This window comes from Mucilaginibacter sp. Mucisp73, from assembly GCF_059491465.1.
On record NZ_CP168507.1, the window covers coordinates 2,738,348 to 2,756,385 of the forward strand.

Sequence of the window (18,038 nt, forward strand, 5' to 3'; positions counted from 1 at the left end):
AGTGGTCAATTTGGCCCGGAACAGGGTGGTCAACATCTCCATAACTTACATAATGACCTACACCTATTATCATATAGGTGAAATGATTGTCAATGAAGAGCAGGCCGGCAGCCAGCGGGCCGCTTATGCGGAAACAATCGTCAAAGACCTCAGTCAAGCGCTGACGCGCGAATATGGCAAAGGTTATTCGCATCGTAACCTGGACTATTTCAAAAGGTTCTACCTGTTATATCAGGAACAGATTACGCAATCACTGATTGCGCAATCTGATACCTATAAAAACATTCCGCAATCACTGATTGCGTTTTCCGGTCTGTTCAAATTAAGCTGGACACATTACATCCAGTTAATGAAGATTGCCGACCCCGGTGAACGGGAATTTTATGAGCAGCAATCGGTAACGAATAACTGGTCAGTCCGGGAATTGCAGCGTCAGTACAATTCTTCCCTGTTCGAGCGGCTGGCGTTAAGCCGCGATAAAAAATGCGTACCGGATGGTGCGGAAGCAGGTCAAACAAGCGAGGAACCCATTCGCGCGTTGAAAAGCCCGTTCGTACTGGAGTTTTTGGGCTTAAAGGAGGATAGCGGCTATTCGGAGAATAATCTGGAGACCGCCATCATCAATAAACTGGAGCACTTTATGCTGGAATTAGGTAAAGGCTTTTTGTTTGAAGGACGGCAGCGGCGCATCACCCTCCCTGGTCGACAGTTTTCTTCAATGAGAACCATGGTCTGGTCGGAACGGTTTTATTCCTTCAAAAGTTTTCAAAAACTATAATACTGCCAGATCTCAAAAACTGAATATAGCCAGTGGCGAACCGCGTTGGTTATATATATGTTACACCAGAATATTTTAGCAATGAAGATATTATTCCTTGTGAAGAATGGTTGAAAATCGGCGCAACACATTGTTTTAGAGATAAAAAGATAGTTGCTAATATATCATATAATATATGATATATTAACTATTTGTTAACAAGCTTATGATAGCTTTGTGAAAAACCTATCATACCTATGGTGCTTTTTTTCCGGTTGTCTAAAAGGCAATTACCAAATCTGCTGCTCTGTTTCAGTATTTTGGTTCAGTTTTCTTGCAAAAAAGAGAACGTTAAAGTTGTGTATCCTGCCGGGAGCAATGAAGATATTAATACCTGGATAACGGATAGTCTCAAACGATATTATTATTGGACAGACCAACTGCCTGCACATGCAGACATCGGCAAGCCCCCTTTGGTATATTTTAACACCGTAAAAAACACGACCGATCCCTTTTCTTATATTATTCTCCCCAGCGATCCTACAAGCGGGATTGCGAACAGCAAAAGTAAATTCGGATTTGATTACAGTACGATCGTTGAACAAAGAACAGGTTTGGTTATTGGCGTAATTAAACTGGTACTGAATGATTCACCTGCCTCCAGGAACAGTTTGGTGAGGGGGGATTATATCAACAAGATCAACGGTAAGCAATTAACCCGTGATAACGCCAAAGACCTCCAGAGCGAACTACTTTCTGGCAATAGTGTCACATTATCCATAGCTCGCATTAGCGGAGATCAGCTGATCGCGGATAGGGATGTGGAAATTTCATCAGGTGCCACCTTTGAACAGCCGGCCACCAGCAAAGTTATAGCGGCCGGAAATAAAAAGATCGGTTATCTCTATATCAATGATTTTAGCCCCGGGCTGGCTGCTTCTCTTTATAGTGTTTTTGCAAGGTTTAAAAGTTCGGGGATTTCAGATCTGATACTTGATCTGCGTTATAACTCCGGCGGACAAGTTGCAGAGGCTGCCGGTCTTACGGCAATGATAGCGAATGATATAAATTATTCAACGCCCTTTATCATTTACCAGGGCAATAAGAACGGCGGCAGGCGAAAAGAGTCTGTCGGGGATGCCGCTACTTATGATGGTACCGTAAATTTTGAGCTGGCATTACAATACAACTTAGGCTTAAAACAAATTTATATACTGGGCACCGGAGCTACTGCTTCTGCATCTGAGGTTATGATCAATAATTTAAAACCGTACATGCAGGTTACGCTTATAGGCGAAGTAACACGGGGGAAGGATGCTGCATCCTTTAAAATTTCTGATATGCGCGTACCTAAGCGGGTAGCATGGGAAATGCATCCGATAGTGTATAAACTCTTTAACGCCGCCGGGAGCGGAGATTACAGCGGAGGGATTAATCCTGATATTTCCGTAAACGAGCTGGCGACTTTACCGTTGCTCCCGCTTGGATCGGAGAATGATCCGCTTATAAACACCGCAATAACTATTATCAAAGATGCTCATGCGCAAACAGTAACGCTCGCTGCGCAAACGAAAAAAAGGACGACGGGGGCGCTAACTGTACTTGCAGACTCCAAATTATCGGCCAGTTCATCAAGTGTGGTTGTTACACACCGCTAAAACTCAAAAGCATCGTGCACATTTAACATTAACTTCAAATTAACCCGGTTAACTTGCAATTGTCTTAACCTGCTACTGTATGAAATATTTGAAAACCTTATCTGTTAAGCAACTTTTAGCAAACGTCAAAGCTGGGGATGGCGATGCTTTCGGTGAAATTTATAGACTATACAGAAAAAAAGTTTACACTTTCGCTTATCGTTTTGTAAGATGTGCAGAAGATGCGCATGAGCTTACGCAGGATGTTTTTGTCCGTCTTTGGGAAAGCCGTGGTAAGATTGACCCGGAAAAAAACTTTGACGCTTATCTGTTCAGTATGGTACGAAGTTATTTTCTGGATGCTCTTAAAAAGAAAACAAGGATGTCTGTTTACAGAGCGGCGAACCAAGGCGAACCAACCCATAATTCCACAGACCAATATATCGAGCTGCGCGAGTGCGGAAAAATTGCCATGCAGGCGATCGAGTCTTTGTCTCCACAGGCCAGGGCTGCTTACCTTTTGAGCAGGGAAGGCGGCTGCTCACACGCTGCTATATCACAACAAATGGGTATCTCTCCCAATACCGTTAATAACCACATTAAAAAATCCCTGGGCCACATCCGTGCAAGGTTTCGATATCTGTCTCCAGATACAATTCTTCCTGCTTTGCTGATAATCATATCCCTTACCCCGGAACTGAGCTAAATTTTCCTTTCTTATAAGTTCTCCTATTGCTTCAAATAGCAAACACGGCGATATGCCGGTTTGCCTTAATTGCGCACGCAGGTTATACAGAGGAAGAACATCGTTATCGTGTTTGAGGAGATGCTTTTTATTCAAGCCCGAACTTTTTTCAAATAATTTCAAATTGATATAGCCATACTTCGCCTGCCAATCTTATATACTATAAAAATGGCCCATAACGGTTGAGATCAAAAACGTGGAACACAGCGACGAAATAAAGAGCTTATTCAAAATGTATCTGGAAGGTAAGACTGACCTGGTACAGAATGGAGTTCTGTTCCGGTACCTGAGAGATCATAAAGACGCGGAATCAGAGCTGTCGGCTGTCATGGAAGATATCTGGCAAAAGGAGGAAATGAACACCGATGATGTGACTGACCCGGAAGCTGAACTGGATCTGATATGGACCAAAATTAACCGGAACCGGCAGCAAAAAAACAACCGTTTCCCATTGCTCAGGTATGCCGGGGCGCTGATTTTACTTTGCTCGGCTGCACTGATCTGGTACAAGATAAAGCCGGGCCGGCAGCATGAGGCCGATCCCATTGCCCTCGTAAGTAAAATAACAGTGGCCGGTGAAAAAATAAAAATGCTGCTGCCGGACAGTTCTGTAGTTTATCTCGGAAGCGAAACAAAAATTACCTGGCCGGAACATTTTGAACCTGGCCATCCCAGGTATATAATCCTTGAAGGCGAAGCTTTTTTTGATGTGAAGCACGACGCAACCCGCCCGTTCATTATAAAATCCGGAAAGCTGGAAACCAGGGTTTTGGGTACCTCTTTTAATGTTTATGCCTACCCTGCCGATAATACAGTAACCGTAACGGTACGAACAGGAAAAGTGGGGGTTATCGAAAACCGGAACGGCATTCGTACCACCCTGTCATTGCTGTCGCCAGGTATGCGGATAACGTACCGTAACAATGATCACAATTATTTGGTCAGCAGTGTTAAGGCCACAGAGTCTGATGGTTGGATAAGCAACCGTTTCGTTTTCAGGGACGAAAACCTGGGTGATATCCTTTTTAAACTTCAGCGCTATTATGACGTTCGTTTTGAGATAAAAAACCCGGCACTTGCCCGTTGCAGGTTTAATGCGACTTTTTTTAACCAAAACATCCATGGTGTTATGCAGCAGCTCAGCATTATGAGCAGCGGGCACATCAAATACAGGATCAACAACAATAAAACAGTCGTCTTATGGGGGGAGACTTGTGAATGAAGAGATAACCTTATAAAGTCAGGCAAACAGTTGCCCGTTGTGGGATTCGCCACTTATCATACAAGGAAACCGCTCTGCGCCAACAGAACGGTTTCGGGAATAGTTTTTAAATCGTGAAAATTAAAAAACATCGTAAACTTATGAATATAAGCTTTTACAAAAAAGTATATCTGTATTTTTTCAAAATTAGCTGTAGGGCAATCCTGCTTGTGCCCCTGATGCTTGCCCTGCTTTTCGGGGATACCTATGCAACTGCTTATCAGGGAACACCTCCTAATACTATCACACTTAAACTGGTAGCGGTTAGCATTCCCCAGGGGCTTACTGCACTCGAAAATAAAGCGGGTTGCGTAATTAATTACAACAAAGCAATTTTTAAACCCAACAGCAGAATTAGCCTGGATGTAAAGGATGTTTCCCTTACAGACGTGCTTAAAATAATTTTAGCTAATACCCATGTCACGTTTAAATTTGCGGACCAGTCAACTATATTGCTGTACAAACTTCCTGTTCCTGCCAAGCCCGGTACCATAGCAGGAAAAGTGCTGGATGAAAAAGGGGAAACCTTACCTGGTGCTTCGGTAAAAGTGATCGGAAGCGAAGCCGGGACACAAACAGGCGTAGACGGGACTTACTTGCTAAACCTGCCAGCGGGATCCTACTCCCTTGAAGTCAGCTATATTTCCTATCAAACACAACGAATAACCGGGATTATTGTTAACGAAAACAAGAACACGCCGCTTGATGTGGCATTAAAGCCTGCTGCGTCGGCCTTGAGAGAAGTTGTTGTTACTGCAAGTTATCAAAAGGCATCGGTAGAAGGATTGCTTACCAGGCAAAAAAATGCTTCGCAGATCACTAATGGCATCAGCGCAGAGCAACTGGCCCGCACGCCCGACAGAAATATAGGCGAAAGTCTGAAAAGGATTAGCGGCGTAAGCACTGTTGACAATAAGTTTGTACTGGTACGGGGCATTGGTGAGCGCTACAATACAGCCATGATGGACGGAACGGTATTGCCAAGTACCGAAGCACAAAGCCGCAACTTTTCGTTCGATATGATCCCTGCAGGTTTGGTCGATAACGTGGTTGTCAGCAAAACAGTTACCCCCGATATGAATGCCAGTTTTGGGGGCGGCCTGATCCAGGTGAATACCAAGGATATTCCGACAGAAAATTTTATGAGTTTTACAGCGGGGGCCTCTTACAATGACCAAAGTACAGGTAAAGATTTCCTGAGCCACAAGCGCGGGAAGTATGATTATTGGGGTTTTGATGATGGCAGGAGAGATTTCCCTGCAGGGCTGGTACATACCAACAGGAATACTGAGCCTAACCGCGCACTTTCTGACGCGGAGTATCAAAAAAAGGTAGTTGATCAAAGTAAAAGATTTATCAATGACAACTTTACCATGTATAAGTATAAAACGGCCCCCTCGCAAAACTATCAGTTCTCGATAGGCCGTTTGTTGGCGGATACTACCAGGAACAACAAATTTGGTTTTACAGGTGCTATAAGTTACCGTAACACACAAAATATTAATGTTATTGATGATCAATCAAGGGGAGGCTGGTATATTCAGCGACCCGATTTAAATACCGGTTCGGCCTACGTATTTAACACCACCCTGGGGGCATTGCTCAATATCGGTTTGCAACGGGGCAATAACCGCTTTGGCCTGCGCAATACTTATACCCATGTGTATGATAATACCCTAACAAGAATTGCTGGCTACGAGCCAGATAACGGGGCGGGTGATATAGCTGCAGGCAGGCCTCCACGACGGGTTTTAGAGGCCGATGATCCTACCTATACCTCTTTGCTGCAAAATAAACTAAACGGGCAGCACCAGGTGGCAAAATTAAAGATAGAGTGGGACGTAGCCAGAACTTCGGTAAACAGGCAGGAAAAGGACGCTGGTATTGCCACAAGCGGACCTGTTTTGGTCGGTGATCGCTATCAATACTTCTATAACGGGAGTAAACTTACGGAACCCAGGATATCGCAAACCTCGCGTCAGCATGCTGCTAATAAAGAAACTCATTATTCATGGAACCTCTCCGGCACATTGCCTTTCACATTGGCAGGTTTCCGCAGCACCATAAAAACCGGCTATTTCGGCACGCATAAAAAAGCGGAATTTGACTGGCAGATCGCAGCCCTGGCCACAACTGAAAAATATGCGGACAGTTCAGGCTATAAGCCAATTGGACAGTTGATCAGTCCTGGAAATATAGCTTATGATAAATATTTATATGCGATTGATCCTTCCTTTGTAGACAATTATAAAGGCAAAAGCCAGACACACGCGGGCTATGTGATGTTTGATAACCAGCTATTTGATAAGCTGCGGTTAGTGTGGGGCTTAAGGGGCGAATATTATAAATATACCGAGATCAAAGCAGGCGCGATCATTAAGGGAGGTGGTGAGAATATTTTCGCGGTAAAACCTGATAAAAGATGGCAATGGCTTCCATCGGTTAATCTAACCTATAGCCCTATACAGTCGCTAAACATCCGGGGAGCTGTTTCCAGCAGCGTGGTACGGCCCGAGCTGATGGATAATAATCCTTTCTTGAGATACAGCCCTACACTGGATGCTTTATACGGTAATAAAGGCTTGTATAGCACCCGTATCAACAGTTATGACCTTAAAGCAGAATTGTTTCCCGGCCTGGGTGAGGTTATTTCGGTGGGTGGTTTTTATAAACACTTTGATAAACCCGTAGAGCTGAACGCTATTATGGTAAACGGCAATCCTAATTATTACCTTCAAAACGCGGACTGGGCAAAAGTATACGGTCTGGAATTTGAATTGCGAAAAAACTTCAGTTTTATAACTGAAAATGAGATCTTCAAAAATATAGCAGCCTACGGTAACCTTACCTTTCAAAAATCAACTGTTCAAAATACCTATACCGTAGACCCCGGAGACGGCAAACCTTACATACAGGTTCCAACCCAACAAAAACGGTCTCTGTATGGGCAATCGCCTTATCTGTATAATATTGGCCTGCAATACCTTGGCAACCACCTTGGTTTCAACGCGGCTTATAATAAGTCGGGGCGTAAAACCTACATCGTTAGTGACGATCCTACTTTTATTGAATATGAAAGGCCAAGAGAACAACTGGATATTCAGATCAGCTATCGTTTCCTGAAAAATAAGATGGAGGCTAAATTCAACATGGCTAATCTTACCAATAATATATTCAATGTTTATCGTAACACAGCCAGTTATGAGCTTATATCAAGCGATAACAGCGGCGATAAAAGTAAAGCCTATCGCTTAAAAAGCGGATTTAGTAATAATTATGAAAAAGGTGACCAGGTGATGTTTCAACAGCGTTTTGGACGGACCTTCAGCACATCGCTCACCTACAATTTTTAACAGAACGAATACATTCTGTATGTAGATATATAATGGTTTAACTAAAAAAAGGAGGATGAAGTAAATCCGCTGTGCCATAAAATAAAACGAAGGACCTCGTACAGTCCTTCGTTTAAAACCGATTAGCTTGCCCGCTACCGGCACAAACAGGATAACCTGAAAGTAATATATCAGCCCCCGAAAGGGATACGTGTTTAAACCAAGGGTATAAACATAAGATCGTTGCTGTTGGATTTGGACTGACGGCAAAGATATAATAAAAAATGTATGCCGGAAACATGGAGCTGATCTAATCTCGCAAAGCAGTATAAAGTTTACCGGTATGATCCAAATCCAAAAATGAACCTTAAAAAGTGGGAGCATAAAACAAAAATTACCTCCCTGAAAAACAGAAAAAATGAAAAAATTATCAATAATTACCCTGTGCCTTGCTGCGGGTATCTTCGTATCATCTTGTAAAAAGGAAGCCAAAAACGGCGAAGCATTTGACAATCGCAGTACATCAGCTGCAGATTACAGCGCGTCATCATTACCGGTTACAACAGTCAGTGGCGATATTACTACCAATACCACCTGGGATGCAAGTCATGTATGGGAAATTAGCGGTGTAGTTACTGTTAGAAGCGGTGCTACCCTGACCATCAATGCCGGTACTTTCATCAAATCAACTGTAAACACTGCTGGTGTTCAAAATGGTGTTTTGGTAATTGCCAAAGGTGCTAAAATCAACGCAGTTGGTACTTCAACAAACCCGATTGTATTCACCAGCCGTTATTTATTGGACGGTAACGCAAGCACTGTTGGTCATCCTGGTGATTTCGGCGGTGTCATCCTGTTAGGTAACGCGAAGATCAACGTTGGTGATAAACTGATCGAAGGTCTGGCTGATGATCCTAAATTCCATTACGGTGGTTCGAACGATGCAGACAACAGCGGTACCCTGCAATATGCCCGTATTGAATATGCTGGTTACGTACTGGCACCAAATGTGGAGGTAAACTCTTTAACTTTAGGTGGCGTCGGTAGCGGAACAACCATTGATCACGTACAGGCTTCATACGGCCTGGATGACGGGTTTGAGTTCTTTGGTGGTAAAGTAAGCCCTAAATACCTGGTTTCATTTGGTAACGATGACGACCAGTTTGACTTTGATAACGGTTTTACAGGTTCTATCCAATACGCCATCGCTGTGGCTGATGCCTACTCTACACACAGTGCCAGCAGTGGTGCAAGTGATTCAAACGGTATCGAATCTGATAATAATGCACCTACTGAAGATGCTACCTTCAGCTTATTACCAAAAACACACCCTACGTTAGCTAATTTTAGTGTTATCGGTACAAAAACTGCTACATTATCGCCGGCTATCACCTCACCAGGCTTTAAATACGGCTTCCGTAACCGTCGTGGTACTGAAGTTACTTTGAGCAACTCATTCTTTACCGGTTATCCTTCCGGTGTTGTCTTTGATGCTGATGCAAGTGCTACACCATCAACCATCAATGGTACCAGTGTTCACGGCTTCAGCGCTGCTATCTCTTTAGCAACCGGCGCTTATTCCAGCACTGTAGCCAATCCTACATCAACAGCTGCCACTGCACCTACCTGGGGCATGAGCCAGCCATTCTACAATGCAGGCGCGGTTAATTTCCTTGCTCCTGGTACAAGCGGTGCATTAACCGTTGGTTCAGGTAACTGGGTTGCCAACTGGACCAAATTTACTTTCTAATATTTTCACCGAATTGTGATTTACCGGGGCATCAGCTGATGTCCCGGTTTTCTTCAAATAATTAACATATGATCAAAATAAAATACCTGCTCCCTATATTATCGTTGTTTTTATTTGCCTGTAAGAAAGAGCAGTTGTTAAATAACAATCCTGTAAAAGCTGTACAACTCAACATTAAAGGGCTGGTGCTGACTGATACACTTGAATTTACACTGAATGATAAAAATATCGGCGAAGCCATCAACAACGAGTTTAAACTTAATGTGTCACTTTTCAATTCCAGGGATCAGATACAGGTCCGCAAAAAAAACGACCATAAGGCTGTCAGTACGATCAGCCTTTCAGAAAATCCCTTTAATCAGACCAAACGGATCTTTTATGACGGTGTGACGTTTTCTGATAATGTCGCTATTACACCTGTTAAAAACCCTGAAAACATGGGCTTTCGTCTCCGGTTCACAACAACTTTTATCGATTTTTACGGAGGGCCTGTAGATGTCGAGTTTTTTGATGAATACATAGACTATGACAAATTTGAATTTGTTTACAAGCCTTTGAATAAAGTAATTAAGAATGTAAGCGGCGCGTTCAGTGACTTCATGGAACTGCCTTCGCTTGAACCCGATCATCAGTATTATTTCAAGGTCTATAAATCCGGAACGAAGGATCTGCCCTATAAGAGCAGTGAACATGTTTTCATCACCGACCCAGAAAACAATTACGGACAATTTGTCCCCTTTGCAAAAGGAGACAGCCAGCTTATTTCGATTATGCCCAACGGCGACGCCAATTCTGTTACAGATTACTATCAAACAGCTGATTTATCAGCTGATTTTAAATAAGAGCGGGTTGGTTTTACCATCGACATTTAAGCAGATCGCCTCTTGGGTGATTTAATCAAATGGATACTTTGTTAATACAATTCCGGATTACGCATTAAAAATGGAAAAAAAAGACCGACGTACCACGCCCCGCCTGTTATAACGGGCATCTGTTTATAACAGGATTAATTGTGGCGATTGTAGGCAGTATGTGTTATGCGGTTATTATTGGGCTGTATCTTCAGTTTCGCTATATCAAATGATTTTGAAATAGAAAATGGTGACAATTTTGGGCAGGCTTTTATTAAGCTTTTAAGAAAATAATCGATGCATTGTCCGATCGGAATCCCTAAAATAGTAAAGATCCCACTGGTCGCGCGCTTAATTATTTTAGTTTGTTTTGCCCCGGCGGGGGCTCTTGAAAGTAATAGCCCATCAGGAGGCAGTAGCCGTTTTTTTGACTAAAAAGTTAAAGATTGTCTATTGCCTCTATAATTATATTTAAAGATGAATTCATCGAGATAATATTGCAAGTATCAAACCGATACCATACGGTATCGTTCATGGGTCCGGCCAGGGAAAAGAAAGCTGCGATACAGCTTTGGAAGCCGCATAAGCCGGCAGCAGCGTTTTCCGGTCATTAAAGTTCATCCTGTGTCCTCCATAGAAACATCGCCATCGCCAGCATCGACCCCGGCGCGGTGACCAGCCACGGCGAAACGATGAACAGCACTAAGGTGGAAAAACGCGGGTAGAAATAGGCAAGCCGTTGGCCAGTAAAAAGCCGCGCAGCCGGCAAGCTTTCCGGTCGCTCTTTTCCAGCGCAAAGGCCGCCAAAAACGTGGAACTTCCCATGCAGATAAAACCGAGCGCATCCAGCGTCCAGAAAATGGAATGCGGTTTACCGTTAAGATGGTTTCGCGCGGGTCACGCAGCGATTCGGGGATCACCGTCGCCAACTGTACCCAGTACATGAGGATCACGTAAGTAGCATACGGGAGGGTAAATAGGAGCGCCGCATGGCTCCAGAAACGACAGTGCCTGGTCAGATCGCGCATCTTTTCGGTTATTCTTGTCAGGTCGTTGGTTCTGCTAACCCTGACCGAGATCACTTTGCCGGTGAACTGAAAACCGCCTGTGCCACCCAATATGCTGTTATGTTGTACAGCGTCTGCGGGTATAGCCAATGGCAGACCTTCTGATTTCAGGAATCCAGGATTGGCCTGATGTACGAATCAAATTGCTGGCTTACGATAGAGAGGTGGATCAGCCAGGATTCCGGACCGGTCAGAGCGCCCGAGATCAGATAGGGTGGAGTATGCGAAAATGTAATACCTTGTTCCAGGAGGTAAATGGAGTACCCGGGTGCTGCTACTGATCTTTTTTCGTTGACCGATGCTTGTTCCATTTTTAAGAATTGTTTCTTATGAGCAAATGAACAGGGTTTTAGATAGCGAAAACAGTGCGAAAAGGGTGGTAATCCGGCATAAATAAAAATGTAAAATACGTAACATGGAAAGTCGTATTTTTCATTCGAAGGGGTTATTTTCCCCTTCGGACCATCAGCTTAAGCATAAAGTAAAGCAAACGTTTTACCACCCCAAAAAGAAATCTTCAATAGTAGGGCGGAAGCAATCAGCCATCACTTTAGAAAATGTTTTTAAATCAGATCCCATGGTAGAATCAGGCTTGTTCATGATTGCGGAATTCCGGCGCTGTCCTGCCTGGTTTGTCAACCGCCGTTAAACGACAGGCAACAAAAATGAGGCTCGTACATTTGGCTACTGAAAGAAAAGTGTCTGCCTATTTAACGACGACGTAGTAATGAAACTCCAAAAATTGAAATCGATATTTTTCAGATACTCGAAATTATATTTTCAAATAGAACTTAAAATATTTAATACATCGGAATGAGTTGCGAAATTCCGACAAATCCCCGGAGGCAAGAGGCTTTTTGTAGGGCAAAAAGACCTCTTGCCGCTGGAAATACAAAGCTAAGATCGATATTAGAAAACCGCAATTCACAAATCTCGAAATGACAATCAGGGAAAAAGTCAAACAAAATTTGGAATTCATAACAATATCTTGCTTAAGCAGTTATTCGAAGTTGGAAAATTCGAATTCAAGGGGGGGAATTGCGGATTTGGATATGGACAAAACACAACGATCCAGATTAAATAGGCCGGTATACATGTAAATGAAAATTATTTTTAAAAATACTTGTGTTATTGACATATATAATTATATATTTGAAATACCAATTTATACTACCGATTAAATACGATCAATTTAATACAACTAATTAGTACTGAAGAGTATTAATTGTACATCTAAACCTTATTATGAAAAGTAATTTTTCGCAGGTAATAACCTGTATTGGCCACGCATTTGATATATCCGTTATTGGTGATAATATCGCTGAGGAATTCGAAAAACATCCTGATCGTCCTCGTTTATTGACCATCGCTTAGCCATTTTAATATCCTATGGAACACCGTAACTCAGTTAAGGTAATAAGCCTTGTCGTGAAACAATTGGGTATTCCCGTCACCCGGAATAGCATTATTAGTGAATTGCAAAAACATACCGATGCTTCCAGCCTACTTGCTATCAGTGAGGTATTGACCTATTGGAATATCCCCAATGAAGCTTACCAGGTTAGTGTTGAAGAATTAATTGAGACGGAAATACCTTTGCCTTTTATAGCTTGTTTTGCAAAAGGGGAATTTGTTTTAGTAAACCAAAAAGATGAAAGCCAAATCACCATATCGAATGACCATTGGAATAACCATTCATTTAGTATAGACGAATTTAAAAGTCGTTATCAGGGATCTATATTAGCGTTTCAAAAAGATGACTCATCCGGTGAGTATGATTATTCTGCCAAACGCAGGGAAGAAATCATCGAGACCCTACGCATGCCGTTTGTTGTATCAGGACTAATCATTGTTTTTATCGCTTATTTGTTTTTCAATCAATCCTATCTACAAACTATAAATTGGCATATCGGCATCTTAGCTTTTTTTAAGACGGTAGGCTTATTAGCTTCCATATTGTTACTAATACAAAGCATCGATGCAAATAATCCTCTGATACAAAAATTTTGCGGGGACGATAATAGTAAAAATTGCCATGTCATATTATCATCAAAGGCTGCAAAAGTAACCGAAGAATTGAGTTGGAGCGAAATTGGTTTTTTTTACTATTCAGGTACATTGGTTGCTTTGCTATTTAATGCCGCAAACGCCCACTTAATACAAATATTGGGAATTCTAAATTTACTAAGCTTACCCTATACTTTTTATTCCATTTATTATCAGTGGCGGGTAGCAAAGCAATGGTGTATTTTCTGTTGCACGGTCCAGGCTCTTTTATGGCTGGAGTTTGCTGCTTTTATACCTTATCTATCCAATGGAATTCAGTATCCCGATTTACATACCTTGAGCAATTTGTTTGTCGGAATACTTGTTCCGATCCTTTTATGGGTCTTCATAAAGCCTTACTTGATTAATTCTATGCAATTACAAATGCTTCGACTGGAGTTGTATAGGTATAAATACAATAAAGAATTATTCCAAAATATGCTGCACCGGGAGAATAAGTATGCTTTGCCAACCGAAGAAAATACTATCATGATAGGTAACAAAGAAGCTACCAACGTGATTACGCTGGTATCTAACCCTTTTTGCATTCATTGTACAAAAACACATATGCTTTTGGATAATTTACTTGATTCAAGAGATGATATAAAACTTCAATTGGTTTTTGTTAACAGACTATATCAAAAAGAACTGGACAAAAATGTTATCAGCCACTTTATGGCATTAAAGTTTGAAAAGAACGAAATCAGACTTAAAGAAGCAATAAATGACTGGTATAAACAGGAGAAAAAAAAATATGAATTATGGAAAGAGAAATACCCGGCTATGGGAACTGCGATTGAATCTAACGCACTTTCAGCGCAAAAAGAGTGGTGTAAGATGGTAGAAATTACAAGTACGCCAACGCTGTTCATCAACGGTCGCAGATTACCTTCTGCTTACCAGGCAGAAGATATTAAATATGTTTTGTAAAAGGTGTAAAGAATTTGTTTCGCGAACAAAAAAGTTGCCTGCCTTGGTAAAACAGGATAAGGAAAGCCGCAACCCTAAAATAGAGGCATCAATTTAAAAACAAAAATTTATGAAAAAGTTGGAACTTAAGTTTGGAGACATTAAGGAAATGCTCACCAAAGATCAAATGAAAATGATTAGTGGAGGCTCATGTACATGGTACTGGAGTAGTGCCCCCGGTTGTGCAGGGGCAGTAGGAGTTCACACCAGTATCACAAGTGGTACTCAATCTGGTGCAGATAATAATTGCAATACGAACGATTGTTGCGACAATGTTGATTGTTATTAATTTTTGAGTAAACAACCATGATAACAAAAATCATGGTTGTTTTTTCCGTGAATCTTTTTTTTAAAAAAAATGAACTTTAAACACCTCTCACTGCTGTTGTTGTCAATCGTAATACCCGTTATTATTTATGCTCAAAAGCTGCCCGGCATCCAACAAAGCAGCCTGCGCGCTCCGTCGAACGTGAAAATTGACGGGAAATCAACGGAATGGAGCAACAAATTTCAGGCTTATAACCATGCTACAGATATTTTTTATACGATGGCTAACGATGATGATAACTTGTATTTAACTATACAGGCAACGGAACATACCAATATCAATAAAATACTGGGAGGCGGTATCATTCTGACTATTAATCCATCTAATCAAAAAAACATCAAAAATGGCATTAGTATAACTTATCCTTTCCCAGATATGCACAACCGGGTCTGGGTTAATCTAAAATACCAGCCAGCTTCTCAGACGGAAGCCGACTCGATTATGAAGGTAAAAAATACAGATTACGCAAATGCATCCAAACTCATAAAGGTAACCGGAATAAAAAGCATGGACAGCCTTATTTCGGTATATAATCATGATGGCATCAAAGCAGCCGGAACTTTTAATAATAAATTGTTTTTTACCTATGAGTTGTCTATCAGTTTAAAACAATTGGGACTTGATGCAAATGCGCCTGCAAAATTTACTTATAATATTAAATTGCCGGGCGTAGATATGGCCGCTGTATATAACGCGGCCGGCCAAGCAACAACGTTGGCTGGGGGAGTATATGTTGTCCCCATCGGGCCCCTGCCTGGGGTTAGCGACGAATACATCAAAAATAACCAGCCTTCGTTTCCTGTTAAAGTCCATATAGAGGCTTTTACTTCCTCCACAGATTTTTGGGGTGAATATACTTTAGCAAAAAAGTAAATGGATAAATAATGAATTTTAAACTGATATTGTTTGTTATGGCGCTTAGCATTACTGGTAAGAAAGCTTAAAGTCTCTACATCTTTCAAAAAACAGTCCGCGTGAACCTGCCGGTATGAAAATTAAAAGCAAAACAAATTCAGCGCATTGATTGCCCAAGAACGCTTTATACCTGGGTATTCAAACTATAGATTTTTTCGGCAAGTATGCCTTGGCAGAAAACAATAAAATAACTCAAGTCAATTGAAATTTACCTTTTACAAACAGCAAGACAATTTAGATTGCGGCCCAACGTGTTTGCGGATGATTGCTAAGTATTATAATCGCAATTATTCCATTCAAAAATTGAGGGCTTTGTGTTTTACGGGCAGAGGGGGGACAACTTTATGGAACATCAGCGACGCGGCAGAAAAAATAGGCTTACGCTCATTAGGCGTAAGGGTAACTATTGAACAGCTTAAGCAAGTACAACTGCCCTGTATTTTGCATTGGCGTCAAAACCATTATGTTATACTTTATAAAATAGGAGGCACGGCCTACTACATCGCCGATCCGGCCAAAGGGTTGGTTATGCTACAGGAAGAAGAATTTAAATCAAATTGGTTTTCGCACAAAGAGCTTTATGATGGCATCTCACTTTTACTAGGACCAATGCCTTTGTTTTATGAACTTGAAGAAGATAAGCAAAATGAGGTCAAATGGAGTGCCATCCTCCGTTACTATTTCCAATATAAACAACTTTTTTTTCAGTTGATTATTGGACTGGGTGTTGGCACATTAATACAGTTGGTCACCCCGTTTTTTACGCAGGCCCTGGTAGATACAGGCATCAATACTCGCAACCTTAACTTCGTTTATTTGATTTTGATTGCTCAGCTGATGTTTTTTTTGGGAAGTATGAGCATCAATTTCATCAGATCATGGATACTGCTTCACATAAGTGTGCGTATCAATGTTTCTATTTTAACCGATTTTTTGGTAAAACTCATGAAGTTGCCAATCAGCTATTTTGAAACAAAAACTACAGGCGACGTTCTGCAGCGAATGAATGACCAGCAAAAGATAGAAAACTTTTTAACCGGCACCGCATTAACCACTTTGTTTTCATTGCTTAATCTGGTGGTTTTTACCATTGTATTGATTTATTATAATACGCTGATTTTTTTAATTTCTCTTATTAGTACCGTACTCTATGTTTTATGGATAATTGTGTTTTTGAAACGCAGGCGTGACCTTAACTACAGACAGTTCGGCATCGCTTCAAATAATCAAAGCAATGTAATAGAGCTTGTAAATGGTATGCAGGAGATTAAATTGAATAATTGTGAAAAACAAAAACGCTGGCACTGGGAAAATATACAGGCAAGCCTTTACAAATTTAAAATAAAAAATCTTGCCCTAAGCCAGATACAGCAAACCGGATCAGCATTCATAAATCAGGGAAAAAACATACTGATAACATTTATAAGCGTAAAGGCTGTTATTGACGGCAATATTACTTTAGGCGGCATGATGGCTATACAATACATTGTTGGTCAGGTAAGTAACCCTATCGAACAAATGATTGGTTTTATACAGGCGTATCAGGATGCCAAAATTAGCCTGGAACGTTTGAATGAAGTGCACCAGCTAAAAGATGAAGAGCCTGCTGACTGTACGTTTATCAATGAATTGCCCGCTGACAAAAGCATTAGTATTAAAGACCTTACTTTCAGATATCCGGGAGCCGATGCCAATCCCGCCTTGGAAAATATAAATTTAAACATTCCGCAGGGTAAAACTACGGCAATAGTGGGAATGAGCGGCAGCGGTAAAACCACATTGCTGAAATTACTTCTCCGTTTTTATCCGCTCGAAACCGGAAAAATAAAAGTTGGAAAAATACACTTAACCAGCTTAAGCTATAAGATTTGGCGGAGCAGTTGCGGGACCGTAATGCAGGACGGATTTATTTTTGGAGACACTATAGCCAATAATATAGCGGTTGGAGATGATTTTCCGGATTTGGATAAATTAAATAAGGCCATTGAAACAGCGAACCTGAATGATTTTGTAAGCGAGCTGCCTTTTGGTCTCTATACCAAGATTGGAGCAGGCGGACATGGAATAAGTCAGGGCCAAAAACAACGCCTGCTTATCGCCCGTGCTGTTTATAAAAATCCGGCTTATTTATTTTTTGATGAAGCAACGAATGCATTGGACGCAAACAACGAAAAAATAATAATGGACAACCTGAACCAGTTTACTAACGGAAAAACCGTGGTGGTGGTTGCACATCGCTTAAGCACCGTAAGAAATGCTGATAATATTATTGTTATGGATAAGGGCAAAATTATTGAACAAGGTACTCATCGCCAACTAACTGAAATGAGGGGGGAGTATTTTAACCTGGTAAAAAATCAACTTGAATTAGGCATATAAT

Annotated in this window: 14 protein-coding genes; 12 read left to right on the forward strand and 2 right to left on the reverse strand. The window is 41.4% G+C overall.

What is annotated here, in order from left to right:
• The first annotated feature begins 1 nt into the window (after position 1).
• The 7 genes from ACEN82_RS11620 to ACEN82_RS11650 all read left to right on the forward strand — a co-directional run bounded on the left by ACEN82_RS11620 (position 2) and on the right by ACEN82_RS11650 (position 10,324).
• The gene (locus ACEN82_RS11620) at positions 2–778 is read left to right on the forward strand and encodes a PDDEXK nuclease domain-containing protein (RefSeq protein ID WP_495644131.1); all 777 of its coding nucleotides are present in this window, start codon (positions 2–4) and stop codon (positions 776–778) included.
• A gap of 236 nt (positions 779–1,014) precedes the next feature.
• On the forward strand, positions 1,015–2,415 hold the full coding sequence (locus ACEN82_RS11625) for a S41 family peptidase (protein WP_413322483.1): 1,401 nt from the start codon (positions 1,015–1,017) through the stop codon (positions 2,413–2,415).
• Positions 2,416–2,494: 79 nt separating this feature from the next.
• Entirely contained in the window at positions 2,495–3,100 is a 606-nt protein-coding gene (locus ACEN82_RS11630) for an RNA polymerase sigma factor (protein WP_413322482.1), read from the forward strand.
• A 235-nt stretch (positions 3,101–3,335) separates the two neighbouring features.
• Positions 3,336–4,361: a FecR family protein gene (locus ACEN82_RS11635; protein ID WP_413322481.1), complete on the forward strand. Its 1,026-nt coding sequence runs from the start codon at positions 3,336–3,338 to the stop codon at positions 4,359–4,361.
• Positions 4,362–4,501: 140 nt separating this feature from the next.
• Positions 4,502–7,753: a TonB-dependent receptor gene (locus ACEN82_RS11640; protein ID WP_413322480.1), complete on the forward strand. Its 3,252-nt coding sequence runs from the start codon at positions 4,502–4,504 to the stop codon at positions 7,751–7,753.
• A 397-nt stretch (positions 7,754–8,150) separates the two neighbouring features.
• Positions 8,151–9,482, forward strand: coding sequence for a beta-helix domain-containing protein (locus ACEN82_RS11645; RefSeq protein ID WP_413322479.1), 1,332 nt, complete (start codon positions 8,151–8,153; stop codon positions 9,480–9,482).
• Positions 9,483–9,550: 68 nt separating this feature from the next.
• Entirely contained in the window at positions 9,551–10,324 is a 774-nt protein-coding gene (locus tag ACEN82_RS11650) for a hypothetical protein (RefSeq protein WP_413322478.1), read from the forward strand.
• Between the two features lie 626 nt (positions 10,325–10,950).
• Here ACEN82_RS11650 and ACEN82_RS11655 read toward each other — a convergent pair.
• Positions 10,951–11,451, reverse strand: a complete 501-nt coding sequence (locus ACEN82_RS11655) for a hypothetical protein (RefSeq protein ID WP_413322477.1) — start codon at positions 11,449–11,451, stop codon at positions 10,951–10,953.
• A gap of 56 nt (positions 11,452–11,507) precedes the next feature.
• Complete coding sequence (locus tag ACEN82_RS11660) at positions 11,508–11,711, reverse strand: hypothetical protein (RefSeq protein WP_413322476.1); 204 nt, start codon at positions 11,709–11,711, stop codon at positions 11,508–11,510.
• A gap of 104 nt (positions 11,712–11,815) precedes the next feature.
• Between ACEN82_RS11660 and ACEN82_RS11665 the strand changes: the two genes are divergently transcribed.
• From ACEN82_RS11665 to ACEN82_RS11685, 5 genes are all read left to right on the forward strand, one after another.
• Positions 11,816–12,049 (forward strand): hypothetical protein, encoded by a 234-nt coding sequence (locus ACEN82_RS11665; RefSeq protein WP_188831990.1) that lies wholly within the window; start codon positions 11,816–11,818, stop codon positions 12,047–12,049.
• Between the two features lie 740 nt (positions 12,050–12,789).
• On the forward strand, positions 12,790–14,376 hold the full coding sequence (locus ACEN82_RS11670; protein ID WP_413322475.1) for a vitamin K epoxide reductase family protein: 1,587 nt from the start codon (positions 12,790–12,792) through the stop codon (positions 14,374–14,376).
• Positions 14,377–14,485: 109 nt separating this feature from the next.
• A complete protein-coding gene (locus ACEN82_RS11675) occupies positions 14,486–14,704 on the forward strand; it encodes a hypothetical protein (protein ID WP_090525813.1) in 219 nt (72 codons plus the stop codon).
• A gap of 69 nt (positions 14,705–14,773) precedes the next feature.
• Positions 14,774–15,616 (forward strand): hypothetical protein, encoded by an 843-nt coding sequence (locus ACEN82_RS11680; RefSeq protein ID WP_413322473.1) that lies wholly within the window; start codon positions 14,774–14,776, stop codon positions 15,614–15,616.
• A 243-nt stretch (positions 15,617–15,859) separates the two neighbouring features.
• Positions 15,860–18,037: a peptidase domain-containing ABC transporter gene (locus ACEN82_RS11685; RefSeq protein ID WP_413322472.1), complete on the forward strand. Its 2,178-nt coding sequence runs from the start codon at positions 15,860–15,862 to the stop codon at positions 18,035–18,037.
• Position 18,038 lies beyond the last annotated feature (1 nt).

What these genes read in the sequence shown, in the direction of transcription:
- ACEN82_RS11625 (WP_413322483.1), top strand. Translation starts at nt 1,015, where the DNA reads ATGGTGCTTTTTTTCCGGTTGTCTAAAAGGCAATTACCAAATCTGCTG.
- ACEN82_RS11630 (WP_413322482.1), top strand. Translation starts at nt 2,495, where the DNA reads ATGAAATATTTGAAAACCTTATCTGTTAAGCAACTTTTAGCAAACGTC.
- ACEN82_RS11640 (WP_413322480.1), top strand. Translation starts at nt 4,502, where the DNA reads ATGAATATAAGCTTTTACAAAAAAGTATATCTGTATTTTTTCAAAATT.
- ACEN82_RS11645 (WP_413322479.1), top strand. Translation starts at nt 8,151, where the DNA reads ATGAAAAAATTATCAATAATTACCCTGTGCCTTGCTGCGGGTATCTTC.
- ACEN82_RS11650 (WP_413322478.1), top strand. Translation starts at nt 9,551, where the DNA reads ATGATCAAAATAAAATACCTGCTCCCTATATTATCGTTGTTTTTATTT.
- ACEN82_RS11660 (WP_413322476.1), bottom strand. Translation starts at nt 11,711, where the DNA reads ATGGAACAAGCATCGGTCAACGAAAAAAGATCAGTAGCAGCACCCGGG.
- ACEN82_RS11665 (WP_188831990.1), top strand. Translation starts at nt 11,816, where the DNA reads ATGGAAAGTCGTATTTTTCATTCGAAGGGGTTATTTTCCCCTTCGGAC.
- ACEN82_RS11670 (WP_413322475.1), top strand. Translation starts at nt 12,790, where the DNA reads ATGGAACACCGTAACTCAGTTAAGGTAATAAGCCTTGTCGTGAAACAA.
- ACEN82_RS11675 (WP_090525813.1), top strand. Translation starts at nt 14,486, where the DNA reads ATGAAAAAGTTGGAACTTAAGTTTGGAGACATTAAGGAAATGCTCACC.
- ACEN82_RS11680 (WP_413322473.1), top strand. Translation starts at nt 14,774, where the DNA reads ATGAACTTTAAACACCTCTCACTGCTGTTGTTGTCAATCGTAATACCC.